Origin of the sequence: Kribbella koreensis (genome assembly GCF_039525325.1) — a bacterium.
GTDB classification, from domain to species: Bacteria; Actinomycetota; Actinomycetes; order Propionibacteriales; family Kribbellaceae; genus Kribbella; species Kribbella koreensis.
The window spans coordinates 544670-562437 of the sequence record NZ_BAAAHK010000004.1; the positions used below are offsets into that span (position 1 = coordinate 544670).

At 67.5% G+C, this 17768-nt stretch carries 19 protein-coding genes; 7 read left to right on the forward strand and 12 right to left on the reverse strand.

Going from position 1 to position 17768, the window contains the following annotated elements:
* The first annotated feature begins 78 nt into the window (after positions 1–78).
* Complete coding sequence (locus ABD116_RS10845; RefSeq protein WP_343967603.1) at positions 79–699, forward strand: type II secretion system F family protein; 621 nt, start codon at positions 79–81, stop codon at positions 697–699.
* On the opposite strand, the gene ABD116_RS10850 is transcribed toward ABD116_RS10845, so the two are convergent.
* The gene (locus tag ABD116_RS10850; RefSeq protein ID WP_343967604.1) at positions 691–990 is read right to left on the reverse strand and encodes a YciI family protein; all 300 of its coding nucleotides are present in this window, start codon (positions 988–990) and stop codon (positions 691–693) included. The two genes, ABD116_RS10845 and ABD116_RS10850, sit on opposite strands and share 9 nt — an antisense overlap.
* A gap of 34 nt (positions 991–1024) precedes the next feature.
* Complete coding sequence (locus ABD116_RS10855; protein ID WP_343967606.1) at positions 1025–2164, reverse strand: ArsR/SmtB family transcription factor; 1140 nt, start codon at positions 2162–2164, stop codon at positions 1025–1027.
* Between the two features lie 73 nt (positions 2165–2237).
* On the opposite strand from ABD116_RS10855, the gene ABD116_RS10860 reads away from it, so the two are divergent.
* The 5 genes from ABD116_RS10860 to ABD116_RS10880 all read left to right on the forward strand — a co-directional run bounded on the left by ABD116_RS10860 (position 2238) and on the right by ABD116_RS10880 (position 4640).
* The gene (locus ABD116_RS10860; protein WP_343967607.1) at positions 2238–3092 is read left to right on the forward strand and encodes an aldo/keto reductase; all 855 of its coding nucleotides are present in this window, start codon (positions 2238–2240) and stop codon (positions 3090–3092) included.
* 102 nt (positions 3093–3194) lie between these two features.
* Complete coding sequence (locus ABD116_RS10865) at positions 3195–3404, forward strand: DUF4244 domain-containing protein (protein WP_343967609.1); 210 nt, start codon at positions 3195–3197, stop codon at positions 3402–3404.
* 79 nt (positions 3405–3483) lie between these two features.
* Positions 3484–3852 (forward strand): TadE family type IV pilus minor pilin, encoded by a 369-nt coding sequence (locus ABD116_RS10870; RefSeq protein ID WP_343967611.1) that lies wholly within the window; start codon positions 3484–3486, stop codon positions 3850–3852.
* Positions 3845–4240 (forward strand): Rv3654c family TadE-like protein, encoded by a 396-nt coding sequence (locus tag ABD116_RS10875; protein WP_343967613.1) that lies wholly within the window; start codon positions 3845–3847, stop codon positions 4238–4240. The genes ABD116_RS10870 and ABD116_RS10875 overlap by 8 nt, the downstream gene beginning before the upstream one ends.
* The gene (locus ABD116_RS10880) at positions 4230–4640 is read left to right on the forward strand and encodes a hypothetical protein (protein WP_343967615.1); all 411 of its coding nucleotides are present in this window, start codon (positions 4230–4232) and stop codon (positions 4638–4640) included. Before ABD116_RS10875 ends, ABD116_RS10880 begins: the two co-directional genes overlap by 11 nt.
* A gap of 191 nt (positions 4641–4831) precedes the next feature.
* Here the strand turns inward: ABD116_RS10880 and ABD116_RS10885 are convergent, their stop codons facing one another.
* Positions 4832–5617 (reverse strand): SDR family NAD(P)-dependent oxidoreductase, encoded by a 786-nt coding sequence (locus tag ABD116_RS10885; RefSeq protein ID WP_343967617.1) that lies wholly within the window; start codon positions 5615–5617, stop codon positions 4832–4834.
* 85 nt (positions 5618–5702) lie between these two features.
* Between ABD116_RS10885 and ABD116_RS10890 the strand changes: the two genes are divergently transcribed.
* On the forward strand, positions 5703–6554 hold the full coding sequence (locus tag ABD116_RS10890) for a helix-turn-helix transcriptional regulator (RefSeq protein WP_343967619.1): 852 nt from the start codon (positions 5703–5705) through the stop codon (positions 6552–6554).
* An 88-nt stretch (positions 6555–6642) separates the two neighbouring features.
* Here the strand turns inward: ABD116_RS10890 and ABD116_RS10895 are convergent, their stop codons facing one another.
* The 9 genes from ABD116_RS10895 to ABD116_RS10935 form a co-directional block, all read right to left on the reverse strand.
* Complete coding sequence (locus ABD116_RS10895; RefSeq protein ID WP_343967621.1) at positions 6643–7263, reverse strand: response regulator; 621 nt, start codon at positions 7261–7263, stop codon at positions 6643–6645.
* A 218-nt stretch (positions 7264–7481) separates the two neighbouring features.
* Positions 7482–8729: a CehA/McbA family metallohydrolase gene (locus ABD116_RS10900; RefSeq protein WP_343967623.1), complete on the reverse strand. Its 1248-nt coding sequence runs from the start codon at positions 8727–8729 to the stop codon at positions 7482–7484.
* Positions 8729–9898 (reverse strand): ABC transporter ATP-binding protein, encoded by a 1170-nt coding sequence (locus ABD116_RS10905; RefSeq protein ID WP_343967625.1) that lies wholly within the window; start codon positions 9896–9898, stop codon positions 8729–8731. The genes ABD116_RS10900 and ABD116_RS10905 overlap by 1 nt, the downstream gene beginning before the upstream one ends.
* Positions 9898–10719: a carbohydrate ABC transporter permease gene (locus ABD116_RS10910; protein ID WP_343967627.1), complete on the reverse strand. Its 822-nt coding sequence runs from the start codon at positions 10717–10719 to the stop codon at positions 9898–9900. The genes ABD116_RS10905 and ABD116_RS10910 overlap by 1 nt, the downstream gene beginning before the upstream one ends.
* The gene (locus ABD116_RS10915; protein WP_343967630.1) at positions 10716–11639 is read right to left on the reverse strand and encodes a carbohydrate ABC transporter permease; all 924 of its coding nucleotides are present in this window, start codon (positions 11637–11639) and stop codon (positions 10716–10718) included. Before ABD116_RS10915 ends, ABD116_RS10910 begins: the two co-directional genes overlap by 4 nt.
* Positions 11639–13066 carry an extracellular solute-binding protein gene (locus tag ABD116_RS10920; protein WP_343967632.1) on the reverse strand — a complete coding sequence of 476 codons (1428 nt, stop codon included), beginning with the start codon at positions 13064–13066 and terminating at the stop codon, positions 11639–11641. Before ABD116_RS10920 ends, ABD116_RS10915 begins: the two co-directional genes overlap by 1 nt.
* Before the next feature lie 537 nt (positions 13067–13603).
* Entirely contained in the window at positions 13604–14347 is a 744-nt protein-coding gene (locus tag ABD116_RS10925) for a ricin-type beta-trefoil lectin domain protein (RefSeq protein WP_343967634.1), read from the reverse strand.
* A 458-nt stretch (positions 14348–14805) separates the two neighbouring features.
* Complete coding sequence (locus tag ABD116_RS10930; protein WP_343967636.1) at positions 14806–15264, reverse strand: hypothetical protein; 459 nt, start codon at positions 15262–15264, stop codon at positions 14806–14808.
* A gap of 39 nt (positions 15265–15303) precedes the next feature.
* A complete protein-coding gene (locus tag ABD116_RS10935; RefSeq protein ID WP_343967639.1) occupies positions 15304–17610 on the reverse strand; it encodes a DEAD/DEAH box helicase in 2307 nt (768 codons plus the stop codon).
* Between the last annotated feature and the right edge of the window lie 158 nt (positions 17611–17768).

Sequence of the window (17768 nt, forward strand, 5' to 3'; positions counted from 1 at the left end):
CCAAGCCCACCAGCTCGCCGACTCGCCAGACATCGTCCGCTTGGCACGCGCTGGCCCTTCAACCTCGCAACGACAACGGTGGTACCGCCAGCCACTCGACGCGCTCATCTCGCGGTTGCCGCCATCGCCGCAGCCGCTCTGCTCCTCCTGCTCGGCATCCCAACCGGCGCAATTCCAGCAGCCGTCGCGTTCTTCGCCACCCCGATAGCCCTCAGCCGACTAGAACCCGCAGCCACCCGCCAACGCACGGCACGCCTAACCGCCGACCTCCCCCTAGCGGTCGACCTACTAGCCGCCTGCCTAAGAGCCGGCCGCCCGCCCCAAGCCGCGATCAGCGTCGTCGCCCAATCCCTCGGCGGCCCGCTCGCCGACCTCCTCACCGAAGTCGAAGGTCGGATGAACCTGGGCGCCGACCCCATCGACGCCTGGTCCACCCTCCTCAAGGAACCGTCCTGCGCAGCCTTCGCCCGCGCCACCCAGCGAGCCCTTCGCTCCGGCGCCCCACTGGCGAAGATCCTCGAACACCAAGCCAACGAGGTCCGTCAGTCCCGCCGCTGGTCCGCCGAAGCCCACGCCCGTGCAGTCGAATCCCGCTCGGTCGTCCCGCTCGGCTTGTGCTTCCTCCCAGCGTTCATGCTGCTGGGCATCGTCCCCACCATCGCCAGCTCTCTGTCCGGCCTGCTCAGCTTCCTAGGCTGACGGCTTCTCCCGATACGGTTCCAGCGCCGCCGCGACATTCGTCGCCAGGAACTGCGTGACCCGGTACTCGCAAATTCCCGCAACAGAGAACGGGTCGCCGGCCACCAACTCCTCCATTGCAGCCCGATCATCGCCAACGGCAAGGATCACGCCGCCATCCCGCGGCTCCTTACGCCCCGACGCCACAAACACCCCCGCGTCGTACTGCGCCTTCACCCAGCTCAGGTGATCTGCCATGAATCCGTCAACACGATCGAGCGGCACGGTATAGGTCAGCTCCAGGACAAACATGTCGATCACGCTAACCCGGTTGTACTGGCTGTTGTCACTCGCCCTGTTCGGCTGCCTCGAGCAACGACTCCGCTGCCGACGTCCGCGCATACAGAACAACCCGCCCGACCCGATGCGGAGTGACCAGCCCGCCCGCCCGTAACGCGCTGAGGTGCTGCGAGACACCGCCAGCGGTCATCCCGATGCGCGCAGCCAGTTCCGTCGTCGATCGCGGCGAGTCCAGCTGCATCAACACCTCCGCCCGAGACCGACCCAGTACAGCGGCCAAGCCGGCCGAGGTCCCGCGTACCGACTCACTCCAAAGCGTCGCCACTCCACGAGCCGGATAGGTCAGCGCCGGCTGCCACGGCGGGATCGTGCTCGAGTACACGGTCGGCCAGACAAAGGCAGACGGCATCAACAGCAACCCTTCACCCGCCAGCTGCCGCACACCCTTGAAGCGCCGGTGCCTGATCTGCAACGACCCGTCGCGCCACTTCACGGTGTCGGCCAGATCATCGAACAGCCCGGTATGCCCCGCCTGCCCGAGCCTTCGTCCCCGATAGAGCAGATCCCCTTCGAGCAACGCCCGGATCCGCCCCCAATGCGGAGCGATCGCCAGTTCCCAGTACGCCTCCACCTGCCCGGCCAATCGCTCGATGCCACCCAGCGGATCGCCATACAGCTCAGCGATCGCCACCGTCGGCATACCGCCTGCCCTACCGCGAACGCTCGTGGTGCCGCGGACACTCGCGTTTCCGCGGGCACTCGCGCTTCCGCGGGCGCTGGGGCCGACCCCGGCATCTCGCCGTCGGCGGGGGAGGGTGACCTCGTCGAGGGAGCCGATCGGGTTCTTCCAGGCGTAGGCGAGGACATCGAGGTCGGCGCGGACCTGGTCGGCGCTTACTCGGCGCAACGCGCCCAGGTCCGTCGTCAGGTCAGGTGCAGGTGTCTGTGGTGGCGGGGTGAGGAAGTCCACGAGATACCAGACGCGCGGATCGACCAGATCGAAGAGCAGTCCGAACTCGGCACCGGACCGATCGATCCGTTCCGTCGTCGCTTCGGCCCAGCGCCGATGGAACGTCTGCGACCGCGGCGTCTTCAGCAACCGGATGCTCGCGACCACCTCCCACAACGGCGAGACCGCCAGCCGCGTCCGGGCCAGGTCCTCCACGGTGAAGGTGATCGTCAGCATCTCTGTCGCCTTGTCGATTTAGTAGTAGCTAAATCATTGCAGAAGCCCGCCCGATCGCGGCGAGTCTGTCCGCATGACTCTGGAATCAACACGCTCAGTTCAGCCGACGATGATGATCGGCGACCTGGAGGTACACAGGCTCGGGTTCGGCGCGATGCGGCTGACCGGGTTCCGGCCGGCCGAGGACCGTACCGAGGCGATCAAGGTGGCCCGGCGAGCCGTCGAGCTCGGCGTGAACTTCATCGACACGGCCGACTCCTACGGCGTCGGCGCCAACGAGGACCTGCTGGCCGAGGCCCTGTATCCGTACACCGACGACCTGCTGATCGCCACGAAGGTCGGACGAACCCGGCCGTCGCCGAGCGAATGGACGCCTTTGGGTCGCCCCGAGTACCTGCGACAGGCGGCCGAGCTGTCACTGCGACGGTTGAAGGTCGAGCGGATCGACCTGCTGCAGCTGCACCGCATCGACCCCACCGTTCCTTTTCAGGATCAGCTTGGCGCCCTGGCGCAACTGCAGTCAGAAGGCAAGGTCAGGCACCTCGGCCTGTCAGAGGTGACGGTCGAGCAACTGGAGGAGGCGCGCCAAGTGATCGACGTGGTCAGCGTCCAGAACCGTTACAACCTGACCGACCGCGAACACGAAGCCGTCCTGGATCATTGCGCGGAGCGATCAACAGCCTTCGTTCCCTGGCTCCCCATTGCGAACGGCGACCATGCCTCGTCGCGGATCTTGACCGATCTCGCCGCCGAACTGGAGGCCACGCCCGCGCAGATCTCCCTTGCCTGGTTACTGCATCGCTCGCCTGTCGTGGTCCCGATCCCAGGAACGAAGTCGGCCGAACACCTCGAAGAGAACGTGGCGGCAGCCCGGATCCAACTGACCGCGGAGCAGCTCGAACGCCTGTCGGCGGCCGGCGGGCGGTAGTTGTCCCCAGGCTGAAAACTCCTTTTCTGCAAGGCCTCCGGCGACGGCATCTTGTCAGTAAGCCGTGCCGGAGCAGCCGGGCGGCAGATCAGGAGGTTCGACATGTCCAAGGCGCTGGTACTGGCCCGCCGATCCCGCAACCGCACCGAGCGCGGCGCCGCCACCGCGGAGTACGCCGTGACCATGGTCGCGGCCTGCGGGATCGCCGGCATCCTCATCGCGCTCTTCAAGTCGCCGGCGATGCTGACGTTGCTCAAGGCAATCATCAACTATGCGCTGAAGGCGGCGGGTGTGGACGGCGTGCACCTCTGACGCACCGCAGTAACCATCCGGCCGCGGCGCCTCCCCTCACCGCCGCGGCCGGCCCACCCCGCCTGGAAGGACCTGCCACATGCGCATCCGAGACGAGAACGGCTCAGTCACCGCCGAGGCTGCCTTCGTTTTCCCTGTACTACTTGCCGTACTGGCCCTCGGCCTCTGGCTGGTCGGCACCGTCATCACCAATGTCCGTTGCATCGACGCGGCTCGGGACACCGCCCGAGCCGTCGCCCGCGGCGAGTCCTTGGAGTCAGCCCGCGAACTAGGCAGACGCGCAGCACCACCAGGTGCCACCGTCACCATCACCCGACAAGACGTCACCATCCACGTCGAAGTCACCGCCACCACATCCCAACCGCGCGGCCTCCTCGCCGCCCTACCCCACCCGACCCCCAAAGCCACCGCCATCATTCAAACTGAGCCGGCTGAGCCCGATGACTGACCGGCCGAGCCCGAGGACTGGCAGAACAGATCGCGGCAGCGCCACCCTGCTGTCCCTCGGCATCGCAGCCGTCCTACTGGGCGCGTGCGTCCTGGGAGTGCTGTGGGCCGCAGTATCCGTAGCCCACCACCGAGCCGACACCGCGGCCGACCTAGCAGCCCTCAGCGCAGCCCAAGCCCAGCAATCCGACCCCGGCCAAGCCTGCACCACCGCCACCCGAATCACCGACGCCCAAGGAGTCTCATTGAAGTACTGCCACGCCGAGGCGGACACGGTCACAGTCGCCGTCACCGTAAGACTCCACCTAGGTGTCTTCGGCACGCCGCTGGTGACCAGCGGGGCCCGCGCCGGACCGATCGAAGGAGCAGACTGGCCAGGTGACGGATGACTCGACTGAACTACTGGTGATAGACGCCGCGAATGTGATCGGCTCCCGCCCCGACGGCTGGTGGCGCGACCGCCCAGGAGCGGCCCGCCGCCTCCTCGCCAAACTGCAAACCCTCCCAGCCCGACTCGAAACCCCCACGGAGATCGCCGTAGTCCTGGAAGGAGCAGCCAAAGCCGCAGTCGAATCCGTCCCCGACCCAGCCTTCCCGGACCTGCGGATAGTCCTGGCGCAAGCCTCAGGCGACGACGCCATCGTCGCCCTGGTCACCGAAGCCGTTGCCCAAAACAACAACCGACCCATCACCGTGGTAACCGCCGACCGAGGCCTCCGCACCCGCCTGGACCAACTGGGCGCCCAATCCGTCGGCCCAACCTGGCTCTGGCCCCAACTCCCTTCCTGACCCACCACATCCCGACCCCCACCACTCCCGACCCACCCCACCCCACCCCGGCCACCAGGCCCCGCCCACCCCGGCCAACCGGACCCGGACCCGGACCACGCCACCGCGGGCCTAGCCCAGCTCGGCCTCAGCCCACCCCGGGCGTTGCCAGCCCATCAGCCTTCCGATGGGTGAGTGGGCGGGGAGCTTGGTCAGGCGCCGGCGCCGCCGTCTATCGGGATGATGGCGCCGGTTACTACTGAGGCGCGGTCGCTGAGGAGCCAGGCGGCTAGTTCGGCGATCTCGCGGGGGTCTGCCATCCGGCCGAGCGGGGTGCTTGCGTTGATGCGGTCGACGACTCCTGGAGTGGCTGCCTCCCAGGTGTCGATCATCTCCGTTGCCGTGCCTCCGGGCGTGATGCCGTTGACGCGGATTCCCTGCGGCGCCCACGTCACGGCGGCTGTCTCGGTGATGCTGTTGAGTGCGCGCTTCATCGCGCCGTACGCGGGGAGGGCCGGGTTCGCACGGCGGCTTCCGATGCTCGAGGTGTTGACGATCGCTCCACCACCGCCTCGTCGCATCAGCGCGTACTCGGCATTCATCGCAGTCCAGTGCGCCCGGAAGTTCACCTCGAACTGCTCCTCGATGTCCTCATCGCTCGTCGTGTCGAGCGGCCCAGGCGCCCGCTGAATCGCCGCACCGTTGTTGAACGCCCCGTCCAACCGCCCATGCAACTCGTCGACCCGGTCGACGGCCGCGCGAACGCTCGCCCGGTCGGCGAGATCCACCGTGACGGCATCCGCAACTCCGCCGTCCTCGCGGATCTCGGCAACGAGCTTCTGAAGAACGTCAGTACTGCGGGAAGCAAGCACGACGGCGGCTCCCTCCGAGGCGAACAAGCGCGCTGCGGCCGCCCCGATGCCGCGACTGGCCCCCGTGATGAATACGACCTTGCCGCTGAGCAGGCCGATGGGTGTGTTCTCGATATTCGTGGTCATGTCCCCAGCGTCAGGCGGTAGCCGATCCGGAGACAGGCACAGGCTGTACCAGGATCCGCCGTCGCGCAGCGGGCAGACTGGTGACATGGACAAGCAGGAACTCGGAGCGTTCCTTCGGAGCCGGCGGGAGCGGTTGCGGCCGGAAGATGTTGGGATGCCGTCGGGGGCTCGGCGGCGTACGCCGGGGCTTCGGCGCGAGGAGGTGGCGGTGCTGGCGCATATCTCCACCGAGTACTACGTGCGGCTCGAGCAAGGGCGGGCGCCGCGGCCGTCGGGGGAGGTACTTGCTGGGATCGCGGGGGCGTTGAGGCTCACGGATGCTGAGTCGGACCATCTGCATGTGCTTGCGGGTACTGCGCCCACTCGGACGGGATTGCATCGGCGGGATGTGCGGCCGAGCATCCGCACGCTGCTTGAGCGGTTGCCGCAGACGGCTGGGTTCGTGACGTCCGCGATCTTCGAGGTGCTGGCGTGGAACGATCTCGCGGCCGCGCTGATGGAGGACTTCGGCGAGGTCGCTCCGGAGGATCGCAATCTCGCTCGCCGGGCTTTCCTCGCACCGACACACGACGGACTGCCGCTTTATGGAGTGTCCGACGCCACGGAGTTCAGACAGCACGTCGTGATGGAGCTCCGTTCCACCCTCGCCCGCTACCCGTCCGACCCCGCGGTGACCGACCTCGTCGAAGAGTTGCGTAACGGCAGTTCCGACTTCGCCAGGCTCTGGAAGCAACACGACGTACAGGCCGCGCCGATGCTCACGAAGACCTTCCGTCACCCGGTGGTCGGCGAGGTCACCGTCGACTGCGACTCGCTGGCCCTCACCGACCGCGACCAGCACCTGGTCCTCTACAGCGCACCGGCCGGCTCCCGAGACGCCGAAGCCCTGGCCCTCCTCAACGTCCTCGGCACCGAAACCAGCAACTACCGCCCATAACCCACCCAGCCCAGCTCACCCAGGCAGTCCGCCCGAGGAGGCGCCCGGGGGAGGCGCCCGGGGGAGCCCAGACGGGGTGGTTGCAGGGTCAGTCGAGGAGCCAGCCGTTCTGTTCGGCGGTTTGGATGGCGTCGGCTCGGGTTCGGGCGCCGGTTTTGCCGATGGCGGACCAGAGGCGGGTGCGGACCACGCGTTCGGAGACCTGGAGGTTGCGGGCCATCAGGGCGATGGTGCCGCCTTCGCGGGCTGCCCGGAGGGTTTCGGTTTCGCCGTCGTTGAGGGGGCTGTCGGCGTACCGGAGGGTCTCGGCGGCGAGGTTCGCGTCGACGACGCGCAGGCCGAGGTGGACGCGGCGGACGGCGTCGGCGAGTTGGGGTGCGGGGCTGCCTTTGAGGGCGAAGCCTTTGGCGCCGGCTTCCAGGCCGCGGCGCAGGTGGCCGGGTCGGCCGTACGTGGTGAGGATGACGACGCGGCACTCCGGCATCGAGGTGCGCAGCCGGCTGGTGACGCTGAGGCTGTTGGCGCCGGGGCCGGCGGCGTCGAGCAGTGCGACGTTGGCGCGGTGCTGTTTCGCGGCGCCGACGACGTCGTCGGAACGGCGGAGCTCGGCCACTACCTCCAAGTCTTGTTCGCGTTCCAGACCGCTTCTGAGCACGCCTCGGCTGAGGATCTGGTCGTCGACCAGCAACAGCCGGATGCGGTCGGGCAAACGAGCCTCCGGGGGACCGTCCGGGCACCGGGGAAGTGTGTCCGGGAGGAGATGAGCATGACGTCGGTTCCAGATCATGGAGCCCTGAAACTCAGCGCGTCCACATCAACGCGACATCTCTACCAGATTGCGACCAGATCGCGACCAGACGGTCTCCATGCCCAGTAAACGCACGCCCGGTGCAGCGCTTGGGCGGTACGGCGGAGGCGGTCCGGGTATCAGTTGGTCAGCGACAGGAAGCGGTTGTCGTGAGTGACAAGGGCCGTACCGGGCTCGGCAGGAGCCGGTATGGACTCGTAGGCGGAGCGGACGGCGTGCGTGGTGCCGTCGCCCGTCACGAGCAGGGTGTTAGGGGCGTCGATGACAACCAGCTCGTTGCCGTTGCGGAGAACGATTGGGGAGTCGTAGCCGGCGGAGATCGCGGTGCGGCCGGCTGCGAGTCCCTCGAGCACGGCAGGCACCAGTTCGTCAGGGCCTTCGGCTGCGGCGTCGATGGCGATCCACGTGGTGGGGATTCCGGGCGTGGTCAGTGAGGACGGGTTGTGGTAGTCGCTGCCGCCGATGGGGGTGGTACCGAGGCCCCATGCCTGCCACCAGGCGACTGGGCCGCCCCAGCGGTGGTCTAGCCAGGAGGAGTGCCAGATCTCCGCCAGTGGTGGGTGTTCCGGGAGGGGGTGGCGCCAGGAGCAGTCTCCGCCCAGGGGGTGGTTGATGGAGAGCAAGCCGCCGCGATGGGCTACCTCCGTCACCCAGGTGGATGCTGGTTGGCGGAAGTCGATCGTGCCGATAGCGCCGAAGGCGTTGGCGTGGCCGATGTCCGTGGTGACCTCTTGGCCGGGGATCAGGCCGATGCCGAACTGGCGGCTCAACCCAGGCAGCTCTGCGTGGTGTGCCTCGGTGTTGTGGTCGGTGATCGCCATGACGTCCAGCCCGGCCGATACCCCGAGGGAGGCGAGGTTGGCGACCGGTGTCGAGCCGTCCGAGTGCAGTGAGTGCGCATGGAAGTCACCTGCCACCCAGCGAAGCCCGTCGGCGGCAGGCAGCACTCGGCGCGGTGGCCGAGCCGGTACGCCGACAGCAGCCGTCAACGCGGCGTACTCGTCCAGTCCCGGGATCACCGAGATCGGTCCGGTCACCGCCTCGACCACCAACTCGACGCCCTCGACCGGGACCCGGTGCAGCCCGATCACCACGAACCAGGTGCCCTCCTCCAACTCGCCGGCCACGTAGCCGGGGGTCGCAGCAAACGGGGTGATCGCGAAAGACTGTCGCGCACCACCAGACCAGCCGCGCCACCCACCGGCGCCCTCGCACCCGAGGTCGATCACCGCGCCTTCGACGGCGGGCACGGTCAGGGTCACCGACAGCCCAGGACAACCGGGCGGGATGTCGACCGGCAGGGAGTGCCAGACCGACGCTGCCCGGTCGTCCAGCGTCCAACTCTGCCGGTACGTCGTGACGGCCATCAGTCGACCATGGCGGGTTGGCGGGCCAGCAGGTCGCCGGACTCCCTGTCGTACAAGAGAACCCGCTGCGCAGGAGCAGTCAGTACCACGGGAGTCCCCGGCGCCGGCTCATCCTCCTCCGGCACAGTCACCCCGACGAGCGTCCCCTCGCAGTCGACGCTGACCAGCGACATCGTCCCCAGGTTCTCCGCTACCACCACGGTGCCGCGGATGGACGGGCCGGACATGTCGCCAGTGGACAAGCTGAGGTACTCCGGCCGGATCCCAACCGTCACCTCGGCCCCCGCCGGCACAGCCGAAGTAGCCGCAGGCAACCACCCGCCAGCCACCGAAACCACCCCAGAACCACCCGAGCCGGCTCCGACGGCGCCCGGGCCGGACTCGCTGGCGCTCGGGGCGGTTGCTGAGCTCACTGCTGCGCCGTCCGTGACGGTGCCGGGGAGGAGGTTCATGGGGGTTGAGCCGATGAAGTTTGCTACGAAGGTGTTGGAGGGGCGGGCGAAGACTTCGCGAGGTGTGCCGAGCTGGACCAGCTTGCCTGTCTGCATCACCGCGATCCGGTCAGCGAGTGCCAGCGCCTCGGCCTGGTCGTGGGTGACGAAGACGGTGGTGATGCCCAGATCCCGCTGCAGCTTCTTCAGGAAGGTGCGGGCCTCGAGCCGCAACCGCGCATCCAGGTTGGACAGTGGCTCGTCAAGCAACAGCACCTTGCCCTCGGACGCGATCGCGCGTGCCAGCGCCACCCGCTGCTGCTGACCACCCGACAGTTGCCCTGGCCGCCGCTCGAGCAAGCCCTGCAACGACAGCTCGCCCGCCGTGCGCGAAGCAACACCAGAACGAGTGGCCGCAGCAACCCGGCGTACCTTCAAGGGATAGGTGATGTTGTCCGAGACGGTCATGTGCGGGAAGAGCGCATAGTCCTGGAAGACCATCGCCACCCCACGCTTGCCCGGCTCCAGCCGGGTCACGTCGGCCGCATCAATCCGAACAGACCCCTCCGTCGCCGACTCCAGCCCGGCGATCGTCCGCAACAGCGTCGTCTTGCCGCACCCCGACGGTCCGAGCAGCGCGAAGAACTCGCCGTCGGCGACGCTCAGGTCGAGCCCGTCGACGGCGCGGACGCCGTTCGGGTAGACGGTCGCCAGGCCCTCGATGTCGATACCGGCCATCAGCTCTTGATCCCTCCGTGGAAGCGGAACCCATAGCGCGAGTTCACCAGCAGATACAGCACGACGACCGGGATCGAGAACAGCAACGAGAACACCGGCAGAACCTGCAGATTGACGCTGCCACCCTCGTCGGTGAAGGTCTGCATCAGCACCGGCCCGGGCTGCAGCTCGATCGACCGGATCAGCAGGAAGGGCACCAGGAAGTTGCCCCACGAGTTCACGAACGCCCAGACCAGAATCGTCGCCAGCCCCGGCCGGGCCACCGGCAACACCACATCCCGCAGGATCTGCAGCGGCGAGGCGCCGAAGACCCGCGCGGACTCCTCGTACGACTTCGGCACCGCGTCGACGAAGTCCTTCAGGATGAAGATCGCCGCAGGCAACAGGCCGCCGGTCATCACCAGCGCGACCCCGAACCGCGAGTCGATCAGCCCGAGCTGGAACATCATCACGAAGATCGGCACCATCGCCGCGGTCCCGGTGACGACCGACGACAGCAGCAGAAGCCCGTACAGCAAGGCGTCCCGGCCCGGGATCCGCACCCGCGACAGCGCATAGCTCGCCAGCGCCGCGAACACGGTCACCGCGACAGCCGTAGTACCGCAGATCAGCAGCGAGTTGACCATCGAGTGCAGCGCATACGGATGCTCGAACGTCTTGCGGACGTTGTCGAGCGTCCAGTCCGGCCAGTGCACCCCGAGTCCCGGCGACGAGTCGAACGGAGCCGAGGCGATCCACAGCATCGGTACGGCGAAGAACAGCGTGATGACGCAGATCATCACGTAGAAGCCGATCCGGCGGACGACGTACGCGGGGCTCATGAGCGCCTCCGCAGCAGTCGCAGGTAGAGCAGTGCGACGAGCAGGTTCGCGATCAGCAGCAGGAACGAGATCGCCGACGAGTAGCCGAGCTCACCGCCCTGCAGCGCGACGTTGTAGATGTAGACCGGCACGGTCTCCGACTCGTGGTTGGGTCCGCCGCGGGTCAGCAGGAACGGTGAGAAGTCGTTCGCGGTCCACAGCGAGATCAGCAGCGTGTTGGTCAGCACGTGCCCGCGGATGTGCGGGAACACGATGTCCCGCAGCGTCTGCCAGCCCGACGCCCCGACCATCCGCGCCGATTCGAGCTGCGACGGCGGTACCGCTTGCAGGGCGGACGAGTAGAGCATCATCGAGAAGGCCGTACCGCGCCAGGTGTTGAACAGCACCAGGCAGACCATCGGGTAGTCGATCAGCCAGGCCGTGCCCTGCGTCCCGAGGATGCTGTTCAGCGTGCCGGTGTCCCGGTCGAAGAACGCGATCCACAGGTACGCGACGACGGTCGACGGCAGGATCCAGGCCAGCAGGACAAGGCCTTCCACGGTACGCCGTACAGCCGGGCGCGCCCGCCGCATCGTCCAGGCCAGCGCGAAGCCGAGGATGTTCTGCCCGATGATCGCCGAGCCCAGCACGAACAGCAGCGTCAGCCACAGCGCGTTGTGGAACAGCGCGTCGTTGAGCGCCTTCGTGTAGTTCGACAGCCCGACGATGGACGGCGACACGGCCTCGACACCGGTCAGCCGGTAGTTCGTGATGCCGATGTAGATCGTCCAGATCGCCGGGAAGACCAGGAAGGCCCCGATCAGCAGCAGGGCCGGCGCGACGAAGCCGAGGGCCCGGCCGATGCCGAGCCCCGCGACGTCCTGGGCCGGACCGCGGACCCGTGCCGGGCGGCCCGGCACGGGTTCGGTGACGGACGCCATCAGTTGCTGGTGACCTTGTCCTTGCTACCCGCGGCGGCCTCGACAGCCGTCTGGTAGCTCTTGGCCGCGGCGTCGGTGGACTTGCCGCCGACCACGTCCGCGGTCGCCTGCTGCAGTGCGGCCGAGATCTTCGGGTACTCCGCCAGGCCCGGCCGGTACTGCGTCAGCGGCAGCACCTTGGTCGCCACGAAGGTCAGCATCGGGTCGCTGGCCAGTACCTCGGTGTTGACGTCCGTCCGCTGGGTGATCTTGGCAGCCCCGGCCAGTGACGCCTTGACCATCTCGGCCGAGTTCATGAACTGCAGCAGCTCCCAGGCCTGCTGGGGGAACTTGGTGTTCGGGTTGATCGCGGTAGCGCCGCCACCGGACATCGACACGAAGTCCTGGCCCTTCACCCCGGCACCGGGCTTACTGGCCGGGATCAGCGCGTAGCCGACCGCAGTGTCGCGGTCCGCCATCTTCGCGACGCCTGCCTTGGGCTCGACGACGCTGCGCCAGAAATAGTCGCCCTCGAGCAGGATGCCGATCTTGTTCGCGGCGAACTCGGCAAACGACTTGTCCCGGCCCTTGGCCTCGCGCTGCAGGATCGGGTCGCCCAGCCCGCCGCCGTAGATCGACTTGTAGAAGTCGAGCACCTGGCGGATCTGCGGGGTGTTGCCCAGCCATTTGCCGTCGGTGTTGATGGTCGCGCCGGTGCCCACCAGCAGCGGCAGTACGCCCTGCATGGAGGTGGCCTCGCCCATCGCCGTGCCGGCGTTGATCTGGATCGGCGTCACCCCGGCCAGCTTCTTCAGCGCCTGGCCGGCCGCGGTGATGTCGTCCCACGACTTGGGCTGCCAGTCGGCCGGCAGCCCGGCCTGCGCGAACAGCTTCTTGTTGAAGTACAGCACCCGCCCATCGGTTCCACCCGGTACGCCGTACCGCTTGCCGTCGAAGCTGCCGAGCTGCTGGACCGAGTCGGGGATCTGCTTCCAGCCGTCCCAGCCGTCGACCTTGGCGGCGTCGCCGACGGTGTCGGTGAGCGGCTTGAGGTAGCCGGCCTGGGCGAACTCGCCGACCCAGATGCCGTCGATGCTGAACAGGTCCGGGCCGGCCTTGTTCGACAGGCTGAGCGCGAGCTTCTGCTTGTAGACCTCGTCGTCGGAGCCGTCGCCCTGGAACTTCACCGTGACGTCGACGCCCTTGGCCTTCTGCGCCTCGACGAACTTCGGGATCAGCACGTCCTCGGTGAACTCGGCGCCGGCGCTGTTCTTGCCGCCCTTCACCGAGTTCGAGCCGATCACCAGCTCGACCGACTTGGCGTCTGAGTTGCGGTTCGCGTCCTGGTCGCCGCTGCCGGAGTCCGACGAGCCGAGGCAGCCGGTCAGCAGCACGGTGGCGGCCGTTCCTAGTACGGCCAGCCGGAACAAGCGCGGGATACGTCGCATCAGGGGGCTCCTTGCGGGGTCAGTGCAGCCAGTGCCGGTTCACCTTGGCACTCGACGGGAACTTTGTGAAGACTTTTAAACGGAGGAGAGCGAAACGTTGTTAATTTCCAACGTCAAGTGGTTGCCCTCGGCTACCTCGCCGGGCCGGCCCGGAGCCGTCAAATCGGATCCGAGCGGCGCGCATTGCGGAAGAGTTAAAGCTCGCTCGCGGTTGTATGACAAAGGGTAGCTGTCTAGATACAGACCGTGATGTTCCGAGGTAGCGTCAGTGCCGATCGGATCATCGGAGCGGAGGTGAAGAACATGCTGCTCGGACTTCTCGAGGACCTTCTCGGTGGTTGCTACTGGCACCACTGGCACCACCACTGCTGGTGGTGATCGGCCGACCGGGCCGCTCCGCTGACGCGCAAGCAGCGGATCGCCCAGCACTGCGAACACTGAGGATCTGACCACCGCGGTTCATGAACCGAAAGGAAGGGGCCGGTCCCGAGAGATCTCGGGACCGGCCCTCCTCTGTGTGGCTGAGGATCCTCCTCGTTACTTCTGAGCCAGCTGCATCATCTGCTTGGGCAGAGTCGTCATCTGGGCCGGTACCGGAGTCTTCGCCTGCAGCAGGCTGAACAGGCTCGACGCGGCGTTCGCGATCGGCAGCGGCAGGGCCAGGCCCAGCGATGCCAGTAGTGCGTTCACGAGTGCCAGGACAGCGCCGAGGATGTCCAGGCCCGGCAGCGGCAGCGCGCTCCAGCCCTGGTACTTCGCTCCGCTGGCCGACTGGATACCGGTCGGCTGCGCCTGCTTCTTCACGCCCTTGCCGAGCAGCGAACTGAGTGCCATTCCGTTCGCCGCGTTGACGAACGAGCCGGATGACTCGTCGTAGTTCCACTTCTGGCCGTCACCACTGCGGCAGGGCAGCACCAGGACCGGTGCGTTCTTCGGCGTGGTGACCAGGTCCGCACCGGTGTCCAGGCAGGCGCCGGTCTTCGCAAGGGCGCCACCGACGCTCTTGCTCATCGCGACCTGCAGCTGGCCCTTGTCGGTGAGCACCCATTGCTGGGTCTTGCCCTCCTTGCCGGGAGCGCAAGCCATCATCACCGCCATCGGGACCTTGTTGGACGTGACGAAGGTGAGGCAGTAGCGCGTGTCCGCGCGGTTCGCGATCTGCTTCACCACGCCGACCTCGACGCCCGGTGGGTCGGCCGGAACCGGCGCCGCCTGAGCGGGGATCGCGGTGGCCAGGGCGACGCTGACGGCGAGGACTGCCACGCCGGTGCGACTCAACATTCTACGGATGATCAAGACAACCTCCAGAGGTCGTGCTATCTCGCGGCGTCAGGTCGTCGGGACCCCGAGGCGAGAGCGGCCGAGCCTGGTTCCGGGAACCGCGAGGAACACCCCATTGCGCGTGGGGCGAGCTGCGGGTCGATCCCCCGATGAGGAGGCGGTGTGGCCCGGAAGGCCGGCGGTGACTCAACGCGACGTTGACGCCACGACCAGTAGTGCACAGGACCGTCGGAAGTGGCTATCGAGATCGGCGGGAACTTGATGCCAATGGCAACTAACTGCCACGGATGAATTGTTGCGCTAGGCATCGATATACGGCTGGGTGATCGCCGTGCCGCGGCTGAGCGGCGGCTGTGCCTGGACTGAGATATTACAACGAGAACCGTTTCGGGGCACGTTCCCTGGCTGAGCCGGTTTCACCTTCTGGAAAAGGTGAAACCGGCTCAATCCGGCCTGGTTCAGTGCGGCTGCTTCGAATCGGTGCCATCGGCAACGATGTGCCGATCGGCGGCCAGTCGCTCGCCGTCGGCGACGTCGACGGTCCGGCTGTCCGGGTCGTCGTCGGGCAGGTTCGTCGAGGTGCTGGAGCCGGTCGCAGCCGGATCGGCGGCGTGCCGCCCGACCGGCTCGTCGACCCGGTCGGAAGCTGAGGAGTCAGGTTCCACCGCGGCGACCTTCTGCCGGAGCTGACGGACTTCCTTGTGCCGGCGGTAACCGCGGCCGAGTCCCTTCTTCGTCAGCCACAGGCCGAGGGTGATGGCGATGCCGGCGGCGGCACCGAGGAAGAACAGGGTGGGGACGGCGAGTCCGAAGTCGACGCCGAACACCGACATCGTGGTCGAGTCGCCGGACGAGACCGAGACGCCCAGGCCGAAGAGGACGGCAAGGACGATCAGGACGATTCCGAGAGCCAGCATGATCGCTGCCTTTCTTCCAGCAGCCTGGTGCTGGAGGTTTCAGGCCTCACTGCGAAGGAGTGCGGTAAGCAGCGCTACTGCGCCACCTTTGTCGAGCGGGTTGTTCCCGTTCCCACATTTGGGTGACTGTACGCACGACGGGCAGCCGTCCACGCACTCACAGTGTGCAATCGCCTCCCGTGTCGCGGTCAACCACTCGCGCGCCGCGGCGTACCCGTGCTCGGCGAAACCGGCCCCGCCCGGGTGCCCGTCGTAGACGAAGACGGTGAGCCGGCCGGTGTCGGCGTGCTTGGCGGTCGAGACGCCGCCGATGTCCCAGCGGTCGCAGGTGGCGAACAGCGGCAGCAGTCCGATCGAGGCGTGCTCGGCGGCATGAGCAGCCCCCGGTACGTCGCTCAGCCCGAGCTCCTCGACGAGCTGGTCGGGCATCGTCCACCACACCGCCTTGGTCCGCAGTGTGCGCTCGGGCAGATCCAGAGGTTGCTCGTCGAGCACATCGCCGGTGACGAGCTGCTTGCGCTGGAACGAGATCACCTGGTTGGTCACCTGGACCCAACCCCGGGACAACTCGGCCGCACCCCACTGCCGGGTCTCCTCCGTGGCCAAGATGCTGATCTCGGTGACATCGCGAGCGAACGTCGTGTAGTCCGGCGACGCCGCCTCGACGATCGCGGCGTGGTTCTCGAGGTCGAGCGTGCGGACCAGGTACGACTCGCCCGCGTGCACGTAGACCGCGCCGGCGTGCACGCTCGCGTGGGCCGAGCCGCCGTCGACGGTACCGAGCAGCCGCCCGGTCTGGTCCTCCACGATCTGCACCGTCTTACCGCCGGCCGAGCGGATGTCGATCGCGTCGACCGCCCGGTCGCGCCGGGTCCAGAACCAGCCGTGCGGCCGTTCCCGGAGCAGGCCCTGTTTGACGAGTTGCTTGATGACGGTCTCGGTGGTGGCGCCGAAGATCTCGTAGTCGTCCGGAGTCAGCGGCACTTCCTGTGCGGCGGCGCAGAGCTGCGGGCCGAGGATGTACGGGTTCTCCGGGTTGAAGACAGTCGCCTCGACCGGCCTCCCGAAGATCGCGGCCGGGTGCCGGACCAAGTAGGTGTCCAGTGGGTCGTCCCGAGCCACCAGGAGTGCCAGGGCATCGCCACCTGATCGTCCTGCTCGACCGGCTTGCTGCCACAGCGAGGCGCGCGTCCCGGGCCAGCCGGACAGTAATACTGCGTCCAGCCCGGCTATATCTATGCCGAGCTCCAACGCGTTGGTCGCGGCCACTCCGGTCAGCTCACCGCTCTGCAGCATGCTCTCGAGCCGCCGCCGCTCCTCGGGCAGATAGCCCGCCCGGTACGCCGACACCTGCTCGCTCAGCGCCGGGTCGACCTCCGCGAGGTTCTGGCGAGCAGTCATGGCGACGGACTCGGCTCCGCGGCGGGACCTGACGAATGCGACGGTCCGGACGCCCGACACCACCAGGTCAGTCAGTAGGTCGGCAACCTCGGCCGGGGCGGACCGGCGTACCGGCGCTCCGTTCTCACCTCGGAGGGAAGTCAGGGGCGGCTCCCAGAGGCCGAACGAGATGCCGCCTCGGGGTGAGCCGTCCTGGACGACCTCCACCATCGGCACGCCGGTCAGTCGCTCCCCGGAGACCGCAGGCTCCGCCACGGTCGCCGAAGCGCAGACGAAGATCGGGTGCGCCCCGTACTGCGCGCAGACCCGCCGCAGCCGGCGCAGGACTCCGGCGACATGTGCGCCGAACACACCTCGGTAGTGATGGCACTCGTCGACCACTACGTACTGCAGCGATCCGAGGAACCGTGCCCAGCGTTGGTGGTTCGGCAGGACGGACCGATGCAGCATGTCCGGGTTGCTCAGTACATAGGTGGCGTGGTCGCGAGCCCAGTCCCGCTCGGTCCGCTCCGAGTCGCCGTCGAGAGTTGTCGCACGCAAGCCGGGCACGGAGTACGCCGACACTGCGCGCAACTGGTCATGGGCCAAGGCCTTGGTGGGAGACAAGTACAGAACAGACGCGGTCCGCCGATGTGGTGACGCCGCGTGCGCGATGCTCAGGGTGGCGAAGGCGGGCAACAAATAGCCGAGCGATTTGCCGGACGCAGTACCGGTCGCGACCACCACATGCTTGCCGGAGTACGCCGCTTCGGCCGTCGCGACCTGATGGCTCCACGGCGCGGTGATGCCGGCGTCGGCCAGCTGGCTGATCACTTCGGGTGGGGACCAGCGCGGCCATTCACTCGTTTGACCCAGTCGGGGTGGCACTGATTCCACATGCGTCAGCCGCTCGGCGCGGCCCGGTCCCGCGGCGAGCCGCTTCAGGATCTCGGCTGCCTCACTCACGGTGCCGACCTTAGTCAGAGCCACGGACAGGTTGCGATCCGAGAGTGCACGGGCGAATGCGCAACGCGTGTGCAAATGCGGATGCACGCGTCACTTTGGACACGCGGCTCGACGCGGGATGCACCGAAATGAAAGAGTTTTCGCACACGGCCCTACTC

What these genes read in the sequence shown, in the direction of transcription:
- ABD116_RS10860 (WP_343967607.1), top strand. Translation starts at nt 2,238, where the DNA reads ATGACTCTGGAATCAACACGCTCAGTTCAGCCGACGATGATGATCGGC.
- ABD116_RS10865 (WP_343967609.1), top strand. Translation starts at nt 3,195, where the DNA reads ATGTCCAAGGCGCTGGTACTGGCCCGCCGATCCCGCAACCGCACCGAG.
- ABD116_RS10900 (WP_343967623.1), bottom strand. Translation starts at nt 8,729, where the DNA reads ATGGCCGTCACGACGTACCGGCAGAGTTGGACGCTGGACGACCGGGCA.
- ABD116_RS10890 (WP_343967619.1), top strand. Translation starts at nt 5,703, where the DNA reads ATGGACAAGCAGGAACTCGGAGCGTTCCTTCGGAGCCGGCGGGAGCGG.
- ABD116_RS10915 (WP_343967630.1), bottom strand. Translation starts at nt 11,639, where the DNA reads ATGGCGTCCGTCACCGAACCCGTGCCGGGCCGCCCGGCACGGGTCCGC.
- ABD116_RS10905 (WP_343967625.1), bottom strand. Translation starts at nt 9,898, where the DNA reads ATGGCCGGTATCGACATCGAGGGCCTGGCGACCGTCTACCCGAACGGC.
- ABD116_RS10870 (WP_343967611.1), top strand. Translation starts at nt 3,484, where the DNA reads ATGCGCATCCGAGACGAGAACGGCTCAGTCACCGCCGAGGCTGCCTTC.
- ABD116_RS10875 (WP_343967613.1), top strand. Translation starts at nt 3,845, where the DNA reads ATGACTGACCGGCCGAGCCCGAGGACTGGCAGAACAGATCGCGGCAGC.
- ABD116_RS10850 (WP_343967604.1), bottom strand. Translation starts at nt 990, where the DNA reads ATGTTTGTCCTGGAGCTGACCTATACCGTGCCGCTCGATCGTGTTGAC.
- ABD116_RS10885 (WP_343967617.1), bottom strand. Translation starts at nt 5,617, where the DNA reads ATGACCACGAATATCGAGAACACACCCATCGGCCTGCTCAGCGGCAAG.
- ABD116_RS10920 (WP_343967632.1), bottom strand. Translation starts at nt 13,066, where the DNA reads ATGCGACGTATCCCGCGCTTGTTCCGGCTGGCCGTACTAGGAACGGCC.
- ABD116_RS10930 (WP_343967636.1), bottom strand. Translation starts at nt 15,264, where the DNA reads ATGCTGGCTCTCGGAATCGTCCTGATCGTCCTTGCCGTCCTCTTCGGC.
- ABD116_RS10925 (WP_343967634.1), bottom strand. Translation starts at nt 14,347, where the DNA reads ATGTTGAGTCGCACCGGCGTGGCAGTCCTCGCCGTCAGCGTCGCCCTG.
- ABD116_RS10910 (WP_343967627.1), bottom strand. Translation starts at nt 10,719, where the DNA reads ATGAGCCCCGCGTACGTCGTCCGCCGGATCGGCTTCTACGTGATGATC.
- ABD116_RS10855 (WP_343967606.1), bottom strand. Translation starts at nt 2,164, where the DNA reads ATGCTGACGATCACCTTCACCGTGGAGGACCTGGCCCGGACGCGGCTG.